This is a genomic window from Tsukamurella pulmonis, from assembly GCF_900103175.1.
GTDB classification, from domain to species: Bacteria; Actinomycetota; Actinomycetes; order Mycobacteriales; family Mycobacteriaceae; genus Tsukamurella; species Tsukamurella pulmonis.
Genome location: NZ_FNLF01000002.1, coordinates 2,627,460 through 2,642,510, shown reverse-complemented (window position 1 = coordinate 2,642,510; position 15,051 = coordinate 2,627,460). Strand labels below are relative to the sequence as shown.

General features: G+C 71.3%; 16 protein-coding genes and 1 riboswitch. Of the genes, 2 read left to right on the top strand and 14 right to left on the bottom strand.

The genetic code is table 11. The features are described from left to right. Positions 1-447 precede the first annotated feature (447 nt). A complete protein-coding gene (locus BLQ62_RS12965; RefSeq protein ID WP_068536091.1) occupies positions 448-1,269 on the top strand; it encodes an LppX_LprAFG lipoprotein in 822 nt (273 codons plus the stop codon). Positions 1,270-1,334: 65 nt separating this feature from the next. Here BLQ62_RS12965 and BLQ62_RS12960 read toward each other — a convergent pair whose 3' ends face one another. The 12 genes from BLQ62_RS12960 to BLQ62_RS12905 all read right to left on the bottom strand — a co-directional run bounded on the left by BLQ62_RS12960 (position 1,335) and on the right by BLQ62_RS12905 (position 12,291). Next, positions 1,335-1,856: a M23 family metallopeptidase gene (locus BLQ62_RS12960; RefSeq protein ID WP_068536089.1), complete on the bottom strand. Its 522-nt coding sequence runs from the start codon at positions 1,854-1,856 to the stop codon at positions 1,335-1,337. Positions 1,857-1,963: 107 nt separating this feature from the next. Next, positions 1,964-2,962: an ABC transporter substrate-binding protein gene (locus tag BLQ62_RS12955; RefSeq protein ID WP_068567596.1), complete on the bottom strand. Its 999-nt coding sequence runs from the start codon at positions 2,960-2,962 to the stop codon at positions 1,964-1,966. Between the two features lies 1 nt (position 2,963). Beyond that, positions 2,964-3,728 carry an ABC transporter ATP-binding protein gene (locus tag BLQ62_RS12950; RefSeq protein ID WP_068567595.1) on the bottom strand — a complete coding sequence of 255 codons (765 nt, stop codon included), beginning with the start codon at positions 3,726-3,728 and terminating at the stop codon, positions 2,964-2,966. Beyond that, positions 3,728-4,768 carry a FecCD family ABC transporter permease gene (locus BLQ62_RS12945; RefSeq protein WP_068567589.1) on the bottom strand — a complete coding sequence of 347 codons (1,041 nt, stop codon included), beginning with the start codon at positions 4,766-4,768 and terminating at the stop codon, positions 3,728-3,730. The genes BLQ62_RS12950 and BLQ62_RS12945 overlap by 1 nt, the downstream gene beginning before the upstream one ends. A gap of 52 nt (positions 4,769-4,820) precedes the next feature. Continuing rightward, positions 4,821-4,918, bottom strand: a riboswitch (cobalamin riboswitch). Positions 4,919-4,936: 18 nt separating this feature from the next. After that, positions 4,937-5,845 (bottom strand): 3-methyladenine DNA glycosylase, encoded by a 909-nt coding sequence (locus BLQ62_RS12940; protein ID WP_068536081.1) that lies wholly within the window; start codon positions 5,843-5,845, stop codon positions 4,937-4,939. Then, positions 5,842-6,915 (bottom strand): hemolysin family protein, encoded by a 1,074-nt coding sequence (locus BLQ62_RS12935; protein WP_068536079.1) that lies wholly within the window; start codon positions 6,913-6,915, stop codon positions 5,842-5,844. The genes BLQ62_RS12940 and BLQ62_RS12935 overlap by 4 nt, the downstream gene beginning before the upstream one ends. Continuing rightward, entirely contained in the window at positions 6,908-8,248 is a 1,341-nt protein-coding gene (locus BLQ62_RS12930; RefSeq protein ID WP_068567586.1) for a hemolysin family protein, read from the bottom strand. Before BLQ62_RS12930 ends, BLQ62_RS12935 begins: the two co-directional genes overlap by 8 nt. A 137-nt stretch (positions 8,249-8,385) precedes the next feature. Beyond that, complete coding sequence (gene guaB1 / locus BLQ62_RS12925; protein ID WP_068536075.1) at positions 8,386-9,825, bottom strand: GMP reductase; 1,440 nt, start codon at positions 9,823-9,825, stop codon at positions 8,386-8,388. Between the two features lie 46 nt (positions 9,826-9,871). After that, positions 9,872-10,402: an NINE protein gene (locus BLQ62_RS12920; protein WP_082756725.1), complete on the bottom strand. Its 531-nt coding sequence runs from the start codon at positions 10,400-10,402 to the stop codon at positions 9,872-9,874. A 49-nt stretch (positions 10,403-10,451) separates the two neighbouring features. After that, on the bottom strand, positions 10,452-11,393 hold the full coding sequence (locus BLQ62_RS12915) for a M56 family metallopeptidase (protein ID WP_068536071.1): 942 nt from the start codon (positions 11,391-11,393) through the stop codon (positions 10,452-10,454). A gap of 21 nt (positions 11,394-11,414) precedes the next feature. Further along, on the bottom strand, positions 11,415-11,801 hold the full coding sequence (locus tag BLQ62_RS12910; RefSeq protein WP_414929924.1) for a BlaI/MecI/CopY family transcriptional regulator: 387 nt from the start codon (positions 11,799-11,801) through the stop codon (positions 11,415-11,417). Between the two features lie 262 nt (positions 11,802-12,063). Continuing rightward, a complete protein-coding gene (locus BLQ62_RS12905) occupies positions 12,064-12,291 on the bottom strand; it encodes a PspC domain-containing protein (RefSeq protein ID WP_068567584.1) in 228 nt (75 codons plus the stop codon). Between the two features lie 99 nt (positions 12,292-12,390). Between BLQ62_RS12905 and BLQ62_RS12900 the strand changes: the two genes are divergently transcribed. Continuing rightward, the gene (locus BLQ62_RS12900; protein WP_082756723.1) at positions 12,391-12,816 is read left to right on the top strand and encodes a PaaI family thioesterase; all 426 of its coding nucleotides are present in this window, start codon (positions 12,391-12,393) and stop codon (positions 12,814-12,816) included. A 66-nt stretch (positions 12,817-12,882) separates the two neighbouring features. Here the strand turns inward: BLQ62_RS12900 and BLQ62_RS12895 are convergent, their stop codons facing one another. Both BLQ62_RS12895 and BLQ62_RS12890 read right to left on the bottom strand, forming a co-directional pair. Next, positions 12,883-14,325 carry an NAD(P)/FAD-dependent oxidoreductase gene (locus BLQ62_RS12895; protein WP_068536067.1) on the bottom strand — a complete coding sequence of 481 codons (1,443 nt, stop codon included), beginning with the start codon at positions 14,323-14,325 and terminating at the stop codon, positions 12,883-12,885. Positions 14,326-14,397: 72 nt separating this feature from the next. Beyond that, on the bottom strand, positions 14,398-14,967 hold the full coding sequence (locus tag BLQ62_RS12890; protein WP_068536065.1) for a CGNR zinc finger domain-containing protein: 570 nt from the start codon (positions 14,965-14,967) through the stop codon (positions 14,398-14,400). Between the last annotated feature and the right edge of the window lie 84 nt (positions 14,968-15,051).

The following is a 15,051-nucleotide window of genomic DNA, read 5'->3' as shown; positions in this document are numbered from 1 at the left end:
CCGGATCGCCGTCCTCGGTGTCGAAATCGCGGCCGCGAGGACCGGCGGGGCGGCGCCCGGGATCGCGGGGATCAGGCGCGGAAGTGCCGTCCTGAGCTGCATCTCCGCGCCGGCCGGGTCCGGGGCCGCGCTCGAGATCGCGGGGGCCCGGATCGGCCGTGCCGCGCTCGGCGGGAGCCGGCGACGGAGTGGGATTGATCGACACTTCTCGTTCCTCCTGAGTGCTGCCGTATTCGGCGGTCACGAAGACCGTCCCCGGTTACGCTAATGGATCACTGAAGGCGCGCTTGCCGCTACCGCGAAGTGTCCGATTTGCCGGGAAAATGGTCGGAAGAAGTCCTGGACCTGATCCGGAATTGATGCATACTTCTTCCGTAAGGGCGGGGCTTCCGTCCTTTCATTGAATCCGGACGATCACCGTTCGGACAGATCCCAGGGGGGAAACCCATGAACCTCAAGGCTTCACGGGCGGCCGTCGCCCTGCTCGCCGCCGGCGCGCTGGTGCTCACCGGGTGTGCGGACAAGAAGTCCGACGACTCCGCGGCGGGCGGGACGACCGCAGCCGCGCAGAGCGGGGCGTCGGGCTCGCCGAGCGCCGCACCGTCGGTCGATCCGAACGGCCTGCCGACCGTGCAGATCATTCAGGACGCGGCGCTCGCGACCCGCGAGACCTACTCGGAGCACCTGACGCTGACCGTCGACAAGGCGATCCAGGGCCTGCCGGTGACGAGCGTCGACGGCGACATCATCTCGTACAAGGACACCAAGCGGGTCGCCGCACAGGGCGATGCGAACGTCCGGGTGGACGGCAATTACGTGCAGACCAAGTTCGTCGTGATCGACGGCGTGCTCTACGCCAACCTCGGTGGCGCGAAGTACCAGCCCATGGGCAAGGCGGGCGAGAAGGGCGTCTACGACCCGGCGATCATCCTCGACCTGGACAAGGGCCTGGCGAAGATCCTCGATTCCGTGCAGAACCCGAAGGTCGAGGGCAAGGACTCGGTGAACGGGCTCAAGACCGTCAAGGTCAGCGGCACGGTCGCCACCCAGGTGCTCGACCCGCTGCTGCCGCAGATCACCGATATCGCGATGCGCGGCAACGCCGGGACCTCGCTGCCGATCACGCTCTGGATCGTCTTCGATCCGTCGGCGGATCCGCAGCCCAAGCCGAACGTCACCCGGATGCAGGTCAAGCTCAAGGAGAGCCCGATCGAGCTCAACCTCACCGACTTCGGCAAGGACGTGCAGATCACCAAGCCCGCCACCTAGGCGGCACGACGCGGGTACGACGGGGCCCGCCGGACTCTGGGGGAGTCCGGCGGGCCCACGTCGTGTCACGGCCAGAGGTTGGGGTTCAGATCCGAGCCGTAGCCGCCGTACCGGGGGCGCCGCTCGAGATGCAGGTGCGGGCCCGTCGTGTTCCCGGTGTTGCCCGAGTAGCCGATCAGCTGATTCGTCGCGACCCGCTGGCCGTCGCCGACCACGCGCTTGGACAGGTGGCAGTAGCCCCAGTCCGACCCGTCGACGTCGTCGTTGATGAGGATCATGGTCCCGTAGGAGGACCCCCAGTTCGCCCGGCCGGTCCGGACGTCGCCCCCGATGGTGGCGTACACCGGTGTGCCCACGGGGCAACCGATGTCGACGCCGGTGTGGTAGCCGGCCGCCCAGGATCCCGGCTTGCGCCATGCGGCGGTGATCGGGTGCGCGGTCGGGTTCCGCACGGGCCGGACGTAGGACGCGGCGTTGGCGATCGGCGCGAGCGCGGCCCCCGCGGCGGTGAGACCGGCGACGAGCGCGCCACCGAGCAGCACGCGCCGGCGACTGAGCAGGTTGGATGAAGCACGATCGGCTGTCATTGACTCTCCCTGGATGTCCCTGAGGATGCGAGAACGTGAGCAGGGCTCACGTTCAGCGCGAGTATCGCACCACCCGGGAGTGCCCGCCGGGCGGAACGCCGGGCGGCTCAGAAGCCCTTCGAGCGCAGGTACTTCCCGAGCGTCTCCACGCTCGACGCCGTCCGCGGCCCCTCCACCCAGCCCGCGTAGGGGATGACCACGACGTTGCCCTCGCGCACCGCGGTGGTGGCGGCCATCAGCGGCTGCGAGCGCAGCTGCGCGATCTTCGCCTCCGCCGTGTTCTCGGGGCCGACCCCGTAATCGACCACCGCGATCACCTGCGGGTCGCGCTGCGCGGCGGCCTCCCACGACGCAGTGGTCCAGGAGTCGTCGAGATCGGCGAAGACGTTCTCGCCGCCCGCGTTCTCGATGATCGCCTGCGGCGTGCCCGTGCGGCCCGAGGTGAACGGATCGGGGGAGGCGCTGTCGAACAGGAACACGCGCGCCTTCGGTCCCGACGGTGCGCCCGCCCGCACCCGCTCGATCCGGGCGCGGTAGTCGGTGACCAGTTGCCGGGCGCGGTCCTCGACGCCGAACAGGGTGCCCAGATCCGTCAGGTCGCGGAAGAGCGCGTCGAGCGGGGGCATGACCCCGCGCCGCGTGCTGCCGGCCTGGCGGCAGGCCTCGGTCAACTGGTACGGGACCGCGCCGATCTGCCGCACCCAGTCCGGGGTGACGCCGGTGGTCTCCTGGAAGCCGTAGCTCCACCCGGCGAAGACGAAGTCGGGGCGTGCGGCCTGGATCGTCTCGCGAGTGAACGCGGTGCCCAGGTTCGGGGCGCGGTCGAAGTCCGCCTTCCAGGGCGAGGTGTTGTAGTCGACGTGCTTGCCGTCGTAGGTCGTGTACCCGGCGATGCGATCGGTCAGGCCGAGCGCGAACAGGATCTCCGCGCTGCCCGTGTCGTTGACCACCACGCGGGAAGGTGTGCCCGGCACCGTCAGCGGCGCACCGCAATTGGTGACCGTCGCCGGCTTCCCGGCCGGCCCGGACGGCGTCGCCTCCTCGACGGTCGCGCCGCAGCCGGCCAGGAGGGCGCCGCACAGCAGCAGCACGGACAGTCGCTTCATCTCAGGGTCCTTCGTCGAAGATCACCTGGGGCACTCCCAGGCGGGGGTGGGGCAGCACGTGCGCCCCGATGCCGAAGTAGCGCCGGATCGTCGCCGGCGTGAGGATCTCCGCCGGGGTCCCGGAGCAGGCGAGCGCGCCGTCGGCGAGCACGTAGAGCCGATCGCAGTACTGCGCTGCGAGGTTCAGGTCGTGCAGCACCGCGATCACCGTGACACCCAGGTCGCGCGCCGCGCTGAGCACCGCGAACTGGTGCCGGACATCGAGGTGGTTCGTCGGTTCGTCGAGCACCAGCACTCGCGGCTCCTGGGCGAAGGCGCGGGCGATGAGCACGCGCTGCGCCTCGCCGCCGGACAGCGTGCCGAAGTCGCGCCGGGCCAGGTCCGTCGCGCCCGCGGCGGCGAGCGCACCGTCGACGGCCCGGCGGTGGGCGACGAGCGGCACCCCGCGCCGCCGGTGCGGCAACCGGCCGGTCTCGACGATCTCGCGGGCGGTGAAGCCGATGTCGGACGGCGCGTGCTGCATCACCGCGGCCACCTGGCGCGCGTTCTCGGCCAGGCCCACGGCGGTCACGTCGCGCCCGTCGATGCGTACCGTGCCGGACGACGGCGTCAGCACCCGGTACAGGCAGCGCAGCAGTGTGGACTTCCCGCTGCCGTTCGCGCCGACGACGCCGAGGAACTCGCCGGTCTGAGCGGTCAGGCTGACGTCGTCGACGATCCGCGCGCCGCCCAGTTCGACGGAGACGTCCCGGTACTCGACCCGCATCAGCCGACGCCGACCGTGCGGCGGCGCATGAGCGCGACGAACAGGGGCACGCCGACCGCGGCGGTGATGGCGCCCAGCGGCAGTTCCTGCGGCGGCGCGACGGTGCGGGCGGCGATGTCCGCCAGGACGAGGAACAGTGCGCCGAGCGCCGGCGCGATCACCAGCACGCGGCGGTGGTCCGCGCCGACCAGCAGTCGCGCGACGTGCGGCACCACCAGCCCGACGAAGCCGATCGCCCCGCACACGGAGACGATGATCCCGGTCATCGCGGCGGTGAGCACGAACAGGGCCGAGCGGTAACCGGAGGCGGAGAGCCCCACGGAGATCGCGACCTCGTCACCCAGGGCCAGCGCGTTGAGCTTGCGCGCCCCGGAGCGCAACACGACCAGGCCGATCGCCACCGTCACCCCGAGCAGGGCCGTCGTGCGCCACGTCGAGGGCGACAGGCTCCCGAACAGCCAGAACATGACGGTGCGGGCGGCGTCGCCGCGCGGGGCGAGGAAGACCAGGACGGTGGTCACGGCGGAGAAGCCGTAGGCGAGCGCGGTCCCGGTGAGCACGAGTCGCAGCGGGGTGAGCCCGCCTCCGCGGTACGCGATGAGGTAGACCAGCGCCGTCGCGCCGAGCGCCCCGAGGAAGGCGGCCGTGGGCAGTGCGTAGAGCCCGAGCGTGCCGAAGACGCCGAACAGGGCGACGGTCGTCGCGCCGACGGAGGCGCCCGAGGAGATGCCCAGCACGTACGGGTCGGCGAGCGCGTTGCGCACCATCGCCTGCACCGCGACGCCGATGGCGCTCAGTCCGGCGCCCACGATCGCGGCGCTGAGCACGCGGGGGATCCGGGAGTCGGCGACGATCCGGTAGTGCGTGGCGTGTTCGGCGTCGATGGTGCCGCCGGTGAGGAAGGCCGTGAGGTAGCGGGTCGAATCGGCCCACGGGATGCGCACGGTGCCGAGCACGACGCCCAGCCACATCGCGGCGATCAGGGCGATCAGCAGGCAGATCAGCAGTACGGCCACACGGCGCGACGAGACGACTCGCACTCCGCGACTCCCCTCGGGTCGGTGAGCACCACCCGGTCCGGGCGGTCGCGAGGGCAGGTATCGGGCTCTCACCGGGGTGATCACCGTTGCGGGGCAGCCCCGGATTCGCACCGGGTTCCCTCTTGCGCCGCGGGCTCCCGCCCGCGGACCGCTCGCTGGGAGGGAAGTCTAGGCGGGGGAGCCGGACTTCTCGGCAGGGGGTTCACCGTCACCGGGCCACGCGCGGACGGTGCGCAGGAGGCGCTCGCGGATCGGCGCGGCGCGCTCCGCGAGCGCCACCTGCTGCCGCACGTACTCGCGGCGGCCCGCGGCGGTCTCGATCGCGATCGGCGCGAAGCCGTGCGCGGCGAGGTCGTACGGACTGGCCCGCATGTCGAGCTCCCGGGCGTCCCGCGCCAGGTCGAACGCGTCCGCGACCACCTCCGACGGTGCGCCGGGCGTGAGCTTGAACGCCCACTTGTAGAGATCCATCCCCGCGTGCAGGCAGCCGGGCTGCTCGGAATCGACCTGCGTCTCGCGGGTGAGCGCGGTGGCGTTGCGGGGCGCCGCGTCCGGGGTGAAGAACCGGAACGCGTCGTAGTGGGTGCACGTCAGTTGCCCCGCGCGGACCACCTCGTCCGTGCCCGCGGGGCCCAGCCGTAGGGGCACCGGGTGGCGCGCCTGGTCGGCTTCGCGGTAGACCATCGCCCATTCGTGCAGGCCGAAGCACCCGAACACGGGTCGGCGCGCGGCCGTGGCCTCCAGGAGCCGGGCCACGTACGCGGCGGTGCCGGCGCGCTTGGCGAGCACCGCGGGGTCCGCCCGCACCCGGGTGCCGTCGACCAGGTAGCCCCGTGCGCCCGCGAACTCCGCCGCCGCGCGGGGACCGTCGAGTTCGGTTCCGAGACCGGGATGCCAGCGCAGCAGGTGCGCCGGCCGGTGCCCGTAGTAGGTGAACAGGAAGTCCCAGACGGGGTGCTTCTCGCCGCGCGCGGAGCGGTCCCGGTGCGCGGCGACGAACGGCTCGAGCCGCGCGCGGTGCCGCTGCGCCCGGGCCTCCCACTGCGCGTCGGTCAGGACGGTGACGGCCGAGCTCACACGCGGTGCGTCCCGTCGCGCACGGTGCCGACGAACTCCTCGACCACGTCCTCCAGGGCGACGATGCCGATGGTCCGGCCGTGGTCGTCCGCGACGGCGGCGAGGTGCCCGCCCAGGCGGCGCAGATCGCCGGCCGCCTGGTCCAGCGACAGGCTGCCGTCGACCACGGGCAGCGGGCGGATGCGGCTGGTGCCGATCACGGTGTCCGGCCCGACCGCCGCGTCCATGATGTCCGGCAGCACGTCCTTGACGTGCAGGTACCCCGTGAAGGCGCCCGCCTTGCTCCGCACGGGATAGCGCGAGTAGCCGGTCTCCGCGACCGCGGATTCGATGTCGCCGAGCGTCGGGCCCCAGGTGCCACTCGTCCCCTGCACCGCCTGCAGGCCGCGGATCTTCGCCAGCGGGATTGCCACGTCGGCGACGGTGCGCCGCGAGGTCTGCAGCGCGCGCGTGAGTCGCACGCGCTCTTCGGCGTCGATGAGGCCCTCGTCGTGGGACTCCGCGATCAGCTCGCTGAGCTCGCCCGCCGAGACCGTGCTGTCGAGCTCGTCGCGCGGTTCGACGCCGCCGGCGCGCAACACCAGCATCGCGAGCCAGTTGTAGACGGCGATGACCGGGCGCATCAGCCGCACGAACGCGACGTGCGGCGGGACCAGCAGCATCGCGGCGGCCTCGGGGCCCGCCAGCGCGATGTTCTTGGGCACCATCTCGCCGAGCAGGATGTGCAGCACCACGACCAGCCCGAGGGAGACCGTGAACGAGATGGGATGCAGCAGCGCGTCGGGCACGTGCGCCCAGCCCAGCGGCTTCTCCAGCAGGTGCGCGATCGCCGGCTCGCCGACCTTGCCGAGGAGGATCGAGCAGATCGTGATGCCGAGTTGGCAGCCCGCCAGCATCAGCGACAGGTTCTCCGACGCCTTGATCACGGCCTTCGCGCTCGAACGGCCCTGCTCCACGAGGGCTTCGAGCCGGTCGCGCCGGGCCGCGATCAGCGCGAACTCGGCCGCCACGAAGAAGGCGTTCGCGGCCAGCAGCAGCACTGTCAGGGCCACGCCCAGGAGGTCATTCATGGGTCACCTCCACCAGATCGACGCGGCGCCCGTCCATCCGCGCCACCCGCGCGGACCACTGCGGCGCACCGGATTCGTCGTCGAGCGACGGGTGGTGCGGCAGCGTGACGCGGTCGCCGACCGCGGGGATCCGGCCCAGCAGGTACATCACGAGCCCGCCGAGCGTGTCGTAGTCGCCCTCGGGGGCGCGGTAGCCCGTGTCCCGCTCGAGTTCGTCGACGCGGAGCAGTCCGGCGCACAGGTAGCCGTTCTCCGTGCGCTGCACGTCGACGGGTTCGTTCGCGTCGTGCTCGTCGCGCACGTCACCGACGATCTCCTCGATCAGGTCCTCGACGGTGACGATCCCCGCGGAGCCGCCGTACTCGTCGACCACGAGCGCCATCTGCAGGCCGTTCGCGCGCAACTGCTCCATCAGGGCATCACCGTCGAGCGTCGCCGGGACGACGGGCGCGGTGGTGGCGATCTCGGCCACCGCCACGCTCGCGCGGCGCTCCGCCGGCACCGTCAGCGCCTGCTTGACGTGCACCAGCCCGACGGTGTCGTCCAGATCGCCCCGGACCACAGGGAACCGGGAGTGCCCCGACTCGATGGAGAGCGCGATCAGGTCCGCGACGGTGTCGTCCGCGTCGAGCGAGTGGATCCGCTGACGCGGGGTCATGAGCTCCTCGGCCGTGAGCTCGCCGAACTCCAGGGAGCGGCCGACCAGCTCGGCCGTCATCTCGTCGATCGCGCCCTGCGCGGCCGAGTTGCGCACCAGCGCGCTGAGCTCCTGCGCCGACCGCGCCGAGCTCAGCTCCTCCGCGGGCTCGATGCCCAGGCGGCGGACCAGTGCGTTCGCGGACCGGTTGAGGAACGAGATGGCGAAGCGGAAGGTCGAGGAGAACAGCGACTGCGCGCCCGCCGTGAGCCGCGCGGTCTGCAGCGGCCGGGCGATGGCGAGGTTCTTCGGCGCCAGCTCGCCCAGCACCATCGACAGCGACGTGGCGATGACCAGCGCCAGCACCAGGGTCAGCGCCGTCGACCACACCTCCGGCATGCCGGTCCACTCCAGCGCGGGGCGCAGGAACTGCGAGAGCACGGGCTCGGCGAGGTAACCGGTCACGAGTGTCGTGATCGTGATGCCCAGCTGTGCGCCCGAGAGCTGGAAGGACAGGGTGCGGTGCGCGTTCTGCACCTGCTTGGACCGGCGATCGCCGCGGTCGCGCACGTCGGCGTCGACCGTCGACTTCTCCAGCGCGGTCAACGAGAACTCGGCCGCGACGAACAACGCCGTGCCCAGCGTGAGCGCGATGAAACCGGCGATCGCGCCGAGCGTGATCAGCGCGCTAGTCATCGCGCGACACCACCGGTCCCGGCGTCGGTGGACTCTGTCGTCGGCGGCGTTTGCCCGGTCTTCGGACCTTCATGTTCCTTCTCAGGAGTCGGGGAGAGCGTGATCGCAGTGTAACGGGGCGGGGCTGCTCCGTCCGGTCACCAGCCGCCGGGGAGCGGCCGGCCCTCGGCGAATCCGGCGGCGCTCTGCACGCCGACGGTGGCCTTCGCATGGAACTCCGGCACGCTGCGGGCGCCGGCGTAGGTGAACGAGCTGCGCACACCGGACGTGATGCGGTCCAGCAGGTCCTCGACGCTCGGGGCGTCCGGATCGACGCGGATGCGCGAGCTGGAGATGCCCTCCTCGAACAGCGACTTGCGGGCGCGATCGAACGCGCCCTCGCCGGCGGTGCGCGCGGCGACCGCACGCTTGGAGGCCATGCCGAAGCTCTCCTTGTACGCGGAGCCGTCGGTGGCGTACTTCATGTCGCCGGGGGACTCGTAGGTCCCGGCGAACCACGAGCCGACCATGACGTTGGAGGCGCCGGCGGCCAGCGCCAGCGCGACGTCGCGCGGGTGCCGCACGCCGCCGTCGGCCCAGACGTGCGCGCCCAGCTCGCGGGCGGCCGCGGCGCAGTCGAGTACGGCGCTGAACTGCGGACGGCCGACGCCGGTCATCATGCGGGTGGTGCACATGGCGCCGGGGCCCACGCCCACCTTGACGATGCTCGCGCCGGCGTTGACCAGATCGCGGGCGCCCGCGGCGGCGACCACGTTGCCCGCCGCGATCGGCAGGCCCAGATCGAGCGCGGCGACGGCCTCGAGGGCGTCGAACATCTTGGCCTGGTGGCCGTGCGCGGTGTCCACGACCAGCACATCGGCGCCGGCCTCGGCGAGCGCGCGGGCCTTCGCGGCCACGTCGCCGTTGATGCCGACCGCGGCGGCGATCCGGAGCTTGCCGGCACCGTCGACCGCGGGGGTGTAGATGCCGGCGCGCACGGTGGCGGTGCGGGTGAGCACGCCGTGCAGGCGCTCGTCGGAGTCGACGAGGACCGCGAGGTCGGAGTGGTCCTTGTCCAGCATGTCGAAGACGGCCTCGGGCGCGGTGCCGGCGGCGGCGCACACGAAGGACGTGCTCATCACGTCGCGCAGGCGCGCGAAGCGGTCGACGCCCTCGCAGGCGGCGCTGGTGACGAGGCCGACCGGACGGTTCTCGGCGTCGATGATCACCACGGCGCCGTGGGCGCGCTTGGGCAGCAGCGCGACGGCGTCGCTCACCGAGTCCTCGGCGCTGAGCGTGACCGGGGTGTCGGCGACGAGATCGCGGCTCTTGACGTAGGAGATGGTCTCGGCCGCGGCCTCCAGCGGGAGGTCCTGCGGTAGCACGACGATGCCGCCGCGTCGCGCGACCGTCTCCGCCATGCGGCGGCCCGCGACGGCCGTCATGTTGGCGACGACGAGCGGGATGGTGGTGCCCGTGCCGTCGACCGACGAGAGGTCGACGTCGAATCGGGAGGTGACGTCCGACCTGTTCGGGACGAGGAAGACGTCGTCGTAGGTCAGGTCGTACTGCGGGCGGCTATCAGGAAGGAACTGCACGTGGGGACATGCTAGCCCACAGACGGCCGGAATCGGGCATCGACGGTCAGGAACGCAGCGCCCGGCCGTACGGATCCTTCACCGCGCCGGCGAAGATCATGATCGCGTCGATCAGCACCCAGATGCCCACACCGAAGAACAGCAGCATCGCGATGATCGTGCCGATGCCGAAGGTGAGGAAGCCGAGGAAGAAGAAGAACCACCCGACGACCGTCAGGGGCAGCTGGATGGCGCCGATCAGGCCGTAGCCCAGGTAGAAGCGGCCCGCGCCGAAACCGCCGAGGAACAGCTGCAGCAGGCCGCCCGCGACCTTCGACTTGTCCGACAGCGGCAGGCCCGTGGCCGGGTCGACGCCGTAGCCGCCGGGATGTCCGGGCGCGGGGTACCCCGCCTGCGGGTAAGCGGGAACGCCGTACCCGGGCTGGGCGTACCCGGGCTGTGCGAGGCCCTGGTACGGCGCGATCTCGCCGTAGCCCGGCTGCTGCCCGTACCCGGGGTACGCGGCCTGCTGGGGCGGGTAGGGCTGCTGGTACGGCTGCTCACCGTAGGGCTGCTTCGGCTGGTACGGATCGGTCATGGTGGTCCTCCCTCTCATCCCCCTGGAGCGACCAGATTAACCCGCGAGGTCAGTGGGTGAAGAGGCGGTAGATCTCCGTGAGCCACGGGACCGCGACGGCGACCGTGGGGACGACCAGGATGAGGCCCGCGAGCAGGTAGACCGACGCGCTGAACAGGTTGCTCGCCGGGGGCATCGACAGGCGCTCGACGCGGACCACGGTGCCCGTCGCACCGACCGCCAGCGCGCCGCGCGGGGCGGGGCTCTGGGCACAGGTGACCAGTGCGTTCGCCAGGGGGACCGGGCCCGCGGCGGCGACCGCTTCGTCGTCGGCGAGCAACTCGACGAGGAGCTTGACCGAATCGAGAGCGGTGGAGGAGCGGACGAACTTGGGGAAGGCGTGGTGCACCGCGGTGAAGGCCTCGAGCACCAGGTCGTGGCGCGAACGCAGGTGGGCGCGCTCGTGCGCGAGCACGGCGGTCAGTTCCTCGTGGGTGAGGGAATTGAGCGTGCCCACGCTGAGCACCACGCGGTGGCGCAGCCCGGGCAGGCAGTACGCGAGGGGTTGGTCCACGCCGAGGACCCGCAGGTCGGCGGCGGAGACGGGGTGGTCGCCGTCGACCGCCTGGGAGAGGATGTCGACGACGGTGCGATGCCGGGCCCGGCGTCGACGGGTGCGGATCGCCAGGCGCACGGTGGAGGTGATGAGCCGGGCGCCGATCAGCAGGGTGAGCGCGAAGGCGACCACGGCGACGATCCACGGGACCAGGCCCAACTGGCGGATCTCGTCGATGGGGTTCGTGGTGGGGCGTCCATCCGCCCCGGGCACGAGCAGGCGGCTGGCGATCACGAGGCCGGCGCTGAAGGCGGAGAGCACGGCGGCCAACGCGATGGCCTGCCAGAGCACCAGCGCGGCGCGCGGGGCGCGCAGCGGCCAGGTGGCGCGGGAGAGCCAGGCCGGCACCGGCCCCGCGAGCAGCAGGGCCAGCGCTCCGAAGATGAAGGCCGCCATGGGGACGAGCCTACTTGCCGATCAGGACTCGGCGCGACGCGCGGCCTCGCCGCCCTCCAGCTTGGCCAGGGCACGGCGCAGGGCCTGCGCCTCGTCGGCGCCGACGCGCTCGACGAAGTGCACGAGCGCGGCCTCGCGCGAGCTCTCGGCCTGCGCCAGCGCGTCGAACATCAGGTCGGCGACCAGCTCCTCGCGGCCGAAGCTCGCGGCGTAGCGATGCGCGCGGTCGGTGCGGATCTGGCTGACCAGCTTCTTCTTGGCCAGTCGCTGCAGCACCGTCATCACGGTGGTGTACGCGAGTTCGCGGTCAGCGGCGAGGGATTCGTGCACCTGTCGCACGGTCTGCGGTTCGGTGGACGCCCAGAGGTGGTCCATGACCGCGCGTTCGAGATCTCCCAAAGCCGCCATTGCACTGATTCTACTCGGCATGGTCCGCATCGCTACGACGACCTGTCGTAATCCACGCCACATCGATGAGGGCTTGCTAACTTAGGCCAGCCTGCCCTAGAGTAGGTCGTGTCGCCGAGAGCGACGACGAACCACATCGGACCGTGACGCGAACTGAGGGCTGCAGTAATCCGCCGGTCTGTGCCACGGCGGGTCCGGGGGATGGCTGAGCCCCCGGACCCGCCGACTTCTTTCTCCGCTCCGCGGCGCAGTCCGTCGCGGATCAGTCCTTGGGCATCACGAGCCACAGCAGCAGGTACAGCAGGAACTGCGGGCCGGGCAGCAGGCAGGACACCACGAAGAGCACCCGCACGAGCGTCGCGTCGATGCCGAAGTAGCGCGCGATGCCGGCGCACACGCCGCCGATCCAGTTGTTGTGGAGGTCGCGGGCGAACCGCTTCTGCGGCGCGGGGGCGTAGGGGGTCTGTGTGAAGGGCGAGTTCTCGGTCATGTCTCCACGGTGCCCGCGGGAGGCGTTGCCGCGCATCGGGGTCTACCCCGAATCCGGCCCGGAGATCGGCCCGTCGGACCGCAGCCCTAGGGTGTGTCCATGACGCAACCGACACCCGGACAGCAGCAGGTCATCGACGGGATCCTCGCCGGCGGCACCGCCGGATTCGACTCGATCCTCGGCCTCGAGTACACCGCGATCTCGCCCGACGGCGTGCAGGCGACGCTCACTCTGCGTCCCGAACTGCACCAGCCCTTCGGCATCACCCACGGCGGCGTCTACTGCGCGATCGTCGAATCCGTCGCCAGCGTCTCCGGGGTGGTCTGGCTCGGCGGCGCGGGTCACGTGGTCGGCGTGAACAACAACACCGACTTCCTGCGGGCCCTCTCGAGCGGGGTGCTCGCGATCCGGTCCACGCCGATCCATCGCGGCCGCCGCCAGCAGCTCTGGCTCGTCGAGATCGACTCCGAGGACGGCAAGGCCGTCGCGCGCGGCCAGGTGCGGCTGCAGAACATCGACGCCTGACCTCCACCTACGCGACGAGCGCGCCACCCGGAGATCGGGTGACGCGCTCGTCGGTGTCGGAGGGGCTCAGCCCGCCTGTTCGGCGTCCTTCGACGGTGCCGTCGCCGGGGCCTTGGCCGCCGGAGCCTCGGTCTTGTGCAGCGCCCGCGGGGAGCTGGTGTGCACCGGCGGGATGGCCTTCTTCGCGCCGGTCTGCAGGGCGTCGAGCGCCGTGCGCGCGTACACCTGCTGCTCGGTGATCGTCATCTGGCCGCGCTTGTTGGTCAGGAACGTCACGCCCCACGAGGTCAACGTGATGACCCGGTTCTGGTAGCCGACGATGTACCACAGGTGCAGGGCGAGCCACCCGAGCCAGGCGAAGAACCCGCCGAACTCGAGCTTGCCGACCTTGGCGACCGCGTCGCCGCGGGAGATCGTCGCCATCGAGCCCTTGTCGAAGTACTTGAAGGGCTTGCGATCGGCGGGGGACTGGCCCTTGAGGCCGGCGATGATCGCCTTGGCGGCGTAGGTCGACCCCTGGATGGCGCCCTGCGCCATGCCCGGCACACCGTCGACCAGCATCATGTCGCCGACGACGAAGACGTTCGGGTTGCCCGGGATCGTCAGGTCCGGCAGGACCCGGACGCGACCCGCGCGGTCGATCTCGGCGCCCGACTGCTCGGCCAGGACGGCGCCGAGCTTGCTGGCGGCCACGCCCGCGGACCACACCTTGCACTGCGCCTCGATGCGCCGCTCGGTGCCGTCCTTCTCGCGGACCACGAGGCCGTCGGCGTCGACGTCGACGACCATCGCGTTGAGCTGGATCTCCACGCCCATCTTCTCGAGGCGCTTGGCGGCCATGTCGCCCAGCTTCTTGCCCATGGGCGGGAGCACCGCGGGCGCGGCGTCGAGCAGGATGACCCGCGCCTCGGTGGGATCGATGTTGCGGAACGCGCCCTTGAGGGTGTTGTCCGACATCTCGGCGATCTGCCCCGCGAGCTCCACGCCCGTGGGGCCGGCGCCGATCACGACGAACGTGAGCAGTCGCATCCGCTCCTCGTGGTCGTGCGAGAGCTCGGCCTGCTCGAAGGCGCCCAGGATGCGGCCGCGGAGCTCGAGAGCGTCGTCGATGTTCTTCATGCCCGGCGCGAACTCGGCGAACTGGTCGTTGCCGAAGTAGGACTGGTCGGCGCCGGCCGCGACGATGAGGCTGTCGTAGGGCGTGACCGTGGTGCGCTCGAGCAGGTGGCTGGTGACCGTCCGGTTCTCGAGGTCGATGTCGGTGACCTCGCCCAGCAGCACCTCGACGTTGCGCTGCTTGCGCAGCACCATGCGGGTGGCCGGGGCGATCTCGCCCTCGGAGAGGATGCCCGTGGCGACCTGGTAGAGCAGCGGCTGGAACAGGTGGTGGGTCGTCTTGGCGACCAGCGTGACGTCGACGTCCGCGCGCTTGAGCGCACGGGTGCCGAACAGGCCGCCGAATCCCGAACCGATGATGACCACCTTGTGGCGGTGTGCTCCGTCGCTCATAACTCTCAAGGCTCCTGGTTGTGCGTCGAAGCCGGGGTCCCCGGCATGTGCAGTACCACCGTAGTCCCCTGCTCAGCTCCCGTCGCGCCGCCCGCCCGAAGTGGAGGCGCGGCGCTCCCGGTAGGCGGCGACGTGGGTCCGGTTGCCGCAGTTCCCCTCGGCGCAGAAGCGCCGGGAGCGGTTCTTGGACAGGTCCACGAGGACCCGGTCGCAGTCGTCCGCCGCGCAGGTCTTGAGCCGGTCGACGTTGCCGCTGCGGACCAGATCGACCAGGGCCATGGCGAACTCGGCGCGCATGCGGACCGGGATCGGCGCGTCGTCCGGGGTGAAGTGCAGATGCCAGTCCCAGCTGCCGTGCCGGGTCAGGCGCGGCTGCTGCGGGGCCGCGGCCAGCATGTCGTTGACGATCACGGCGACCCGGTCGGGGTGACCGGCGGCCCAGGCGTGCGCGAGTTCGACCCGCAGGGCGTGCACGGGCACGAGGTCGCCGGAGTCGGCGCTGTTCCAGCCGGTGAACTCGTGGCGGCGCAGGTACTCCTTGAGCGCGGCGACGGTGCCGAGGGTCTCGGTCTCTGCGTAGTCGGAGTTGACCAGGTCGGCAGCCATGACGAGCGACGGCTCGGTGTCATGTGCGAATTTCATTTGACTCCTTACGTGGCGCGCCGGTACTGTCACCAGTGTAGTTCATTTGACTCCTTACGGTTCGCGCATAGTCGGAGGTGACGC

What these genes read in the sequence shown, in the direction of transcription:
- BLQ62_RS12965 (WP_068536091.1), top strand. Translation starts at nt 448, where the DNA reads ATGAACCTCAAGGCTTCACGGGCGGCCGTCGCCCTGCTCGCCGCCGGC.
- BLQ62_RS12960 (WP_068536089.1), bottom strand. Translation starts at nt 1,856, where the DNA reads ATGACAGCCGATCGTGCTTCATCCAACCTGCTCAGTCGCCGGCGCGTG.
- BLQ62_RS12955 (WP_068567596.1), bottom strand. Translation starts at nt 2,962, where the DNA reads ATGAAGCGACTGTCCGTGCTGCTGCTGTGCGGCGCCCTCCTGGCCGGC.
- BLQ62_RS12950 (WP_068567595.1), bottom strand. Translation starts at nt 3,728, where the DNA reads ATGCGGGTCGAGTACCGGGACGTCTCCGTCGAACTGGGCGGCGCGCGG.
- BLQ62_RS12935 (WP_068536079.1), bottom strand. Translation starts at nt 6,915, where the DNA reads ATGAATGACCTCCTGGGCGTGGCCCTGACAGTGCTGCTGCTGGCCGCG.
- BLQ62_RS12930 (WP_068567586.1), bottom strand. Translation starts at nt 8,248, where the DNA reads ATGACTAGCGCGCTGATCACGCTCGGCGCGATCGCCGGTTTCATCGCG.
- BLQ62_RS12920 (WP_082756725.1), bottom strand. Translation starts at nt 10,402, where the DNA reads ATGACCGATCCGTACCAGCCGAAGCAGCCCTACGGTGAGCAGCCGTAC.
- BLQ62_RS12915 (WP_068536071.1), bottom strand. Translation starts at nt 11,393, where the DNA reads ATGGCGGCCTTCATCTTCGGAGCGCTGGCCCTGCTGCTCGCGGGGCCG.
- BLQ62_RS12910 (WP_414929924.1), bottom strand. Translation starts at nt 11,801, where the DNA reads ATGGCGGCTTTGGGAGATCTCGAACGCGCGGTCATGGACCACCTCTGG.
- BLQ62_RS12905 (WP_068567584.1), bottom strand. Translation starts at nt 12,291, where the DNA reads ATGACCGAGAACTCGCCCTTCACACAGACCCCCTACGCCCCCGCGCCG.
- BLQ62_RS12900 (WP_082756723.1), top strand. Translation starts at nt 12,391, where the DNA reads ATGACGCAACCGACACCCGGACAGCAGCAGGTCATCGACGGGATCCTC.
- BLQ62_RS12895 (WP_068536067.1), bottom strand. Translation starts at nt 14,325, where the DNA reads ATGAGCGACGGAGCACACCGCCACAAGGTGGTCATCATCGGTTCGGGA.
- BLQ62_RS12890 (WP_068536065.1), bottom strand. Translation starts at nt 14,967, where the DNA reads ATGAAATTCGCACATGACACCGAGCCGTCGCTCGTCATGGCTGCCGAC.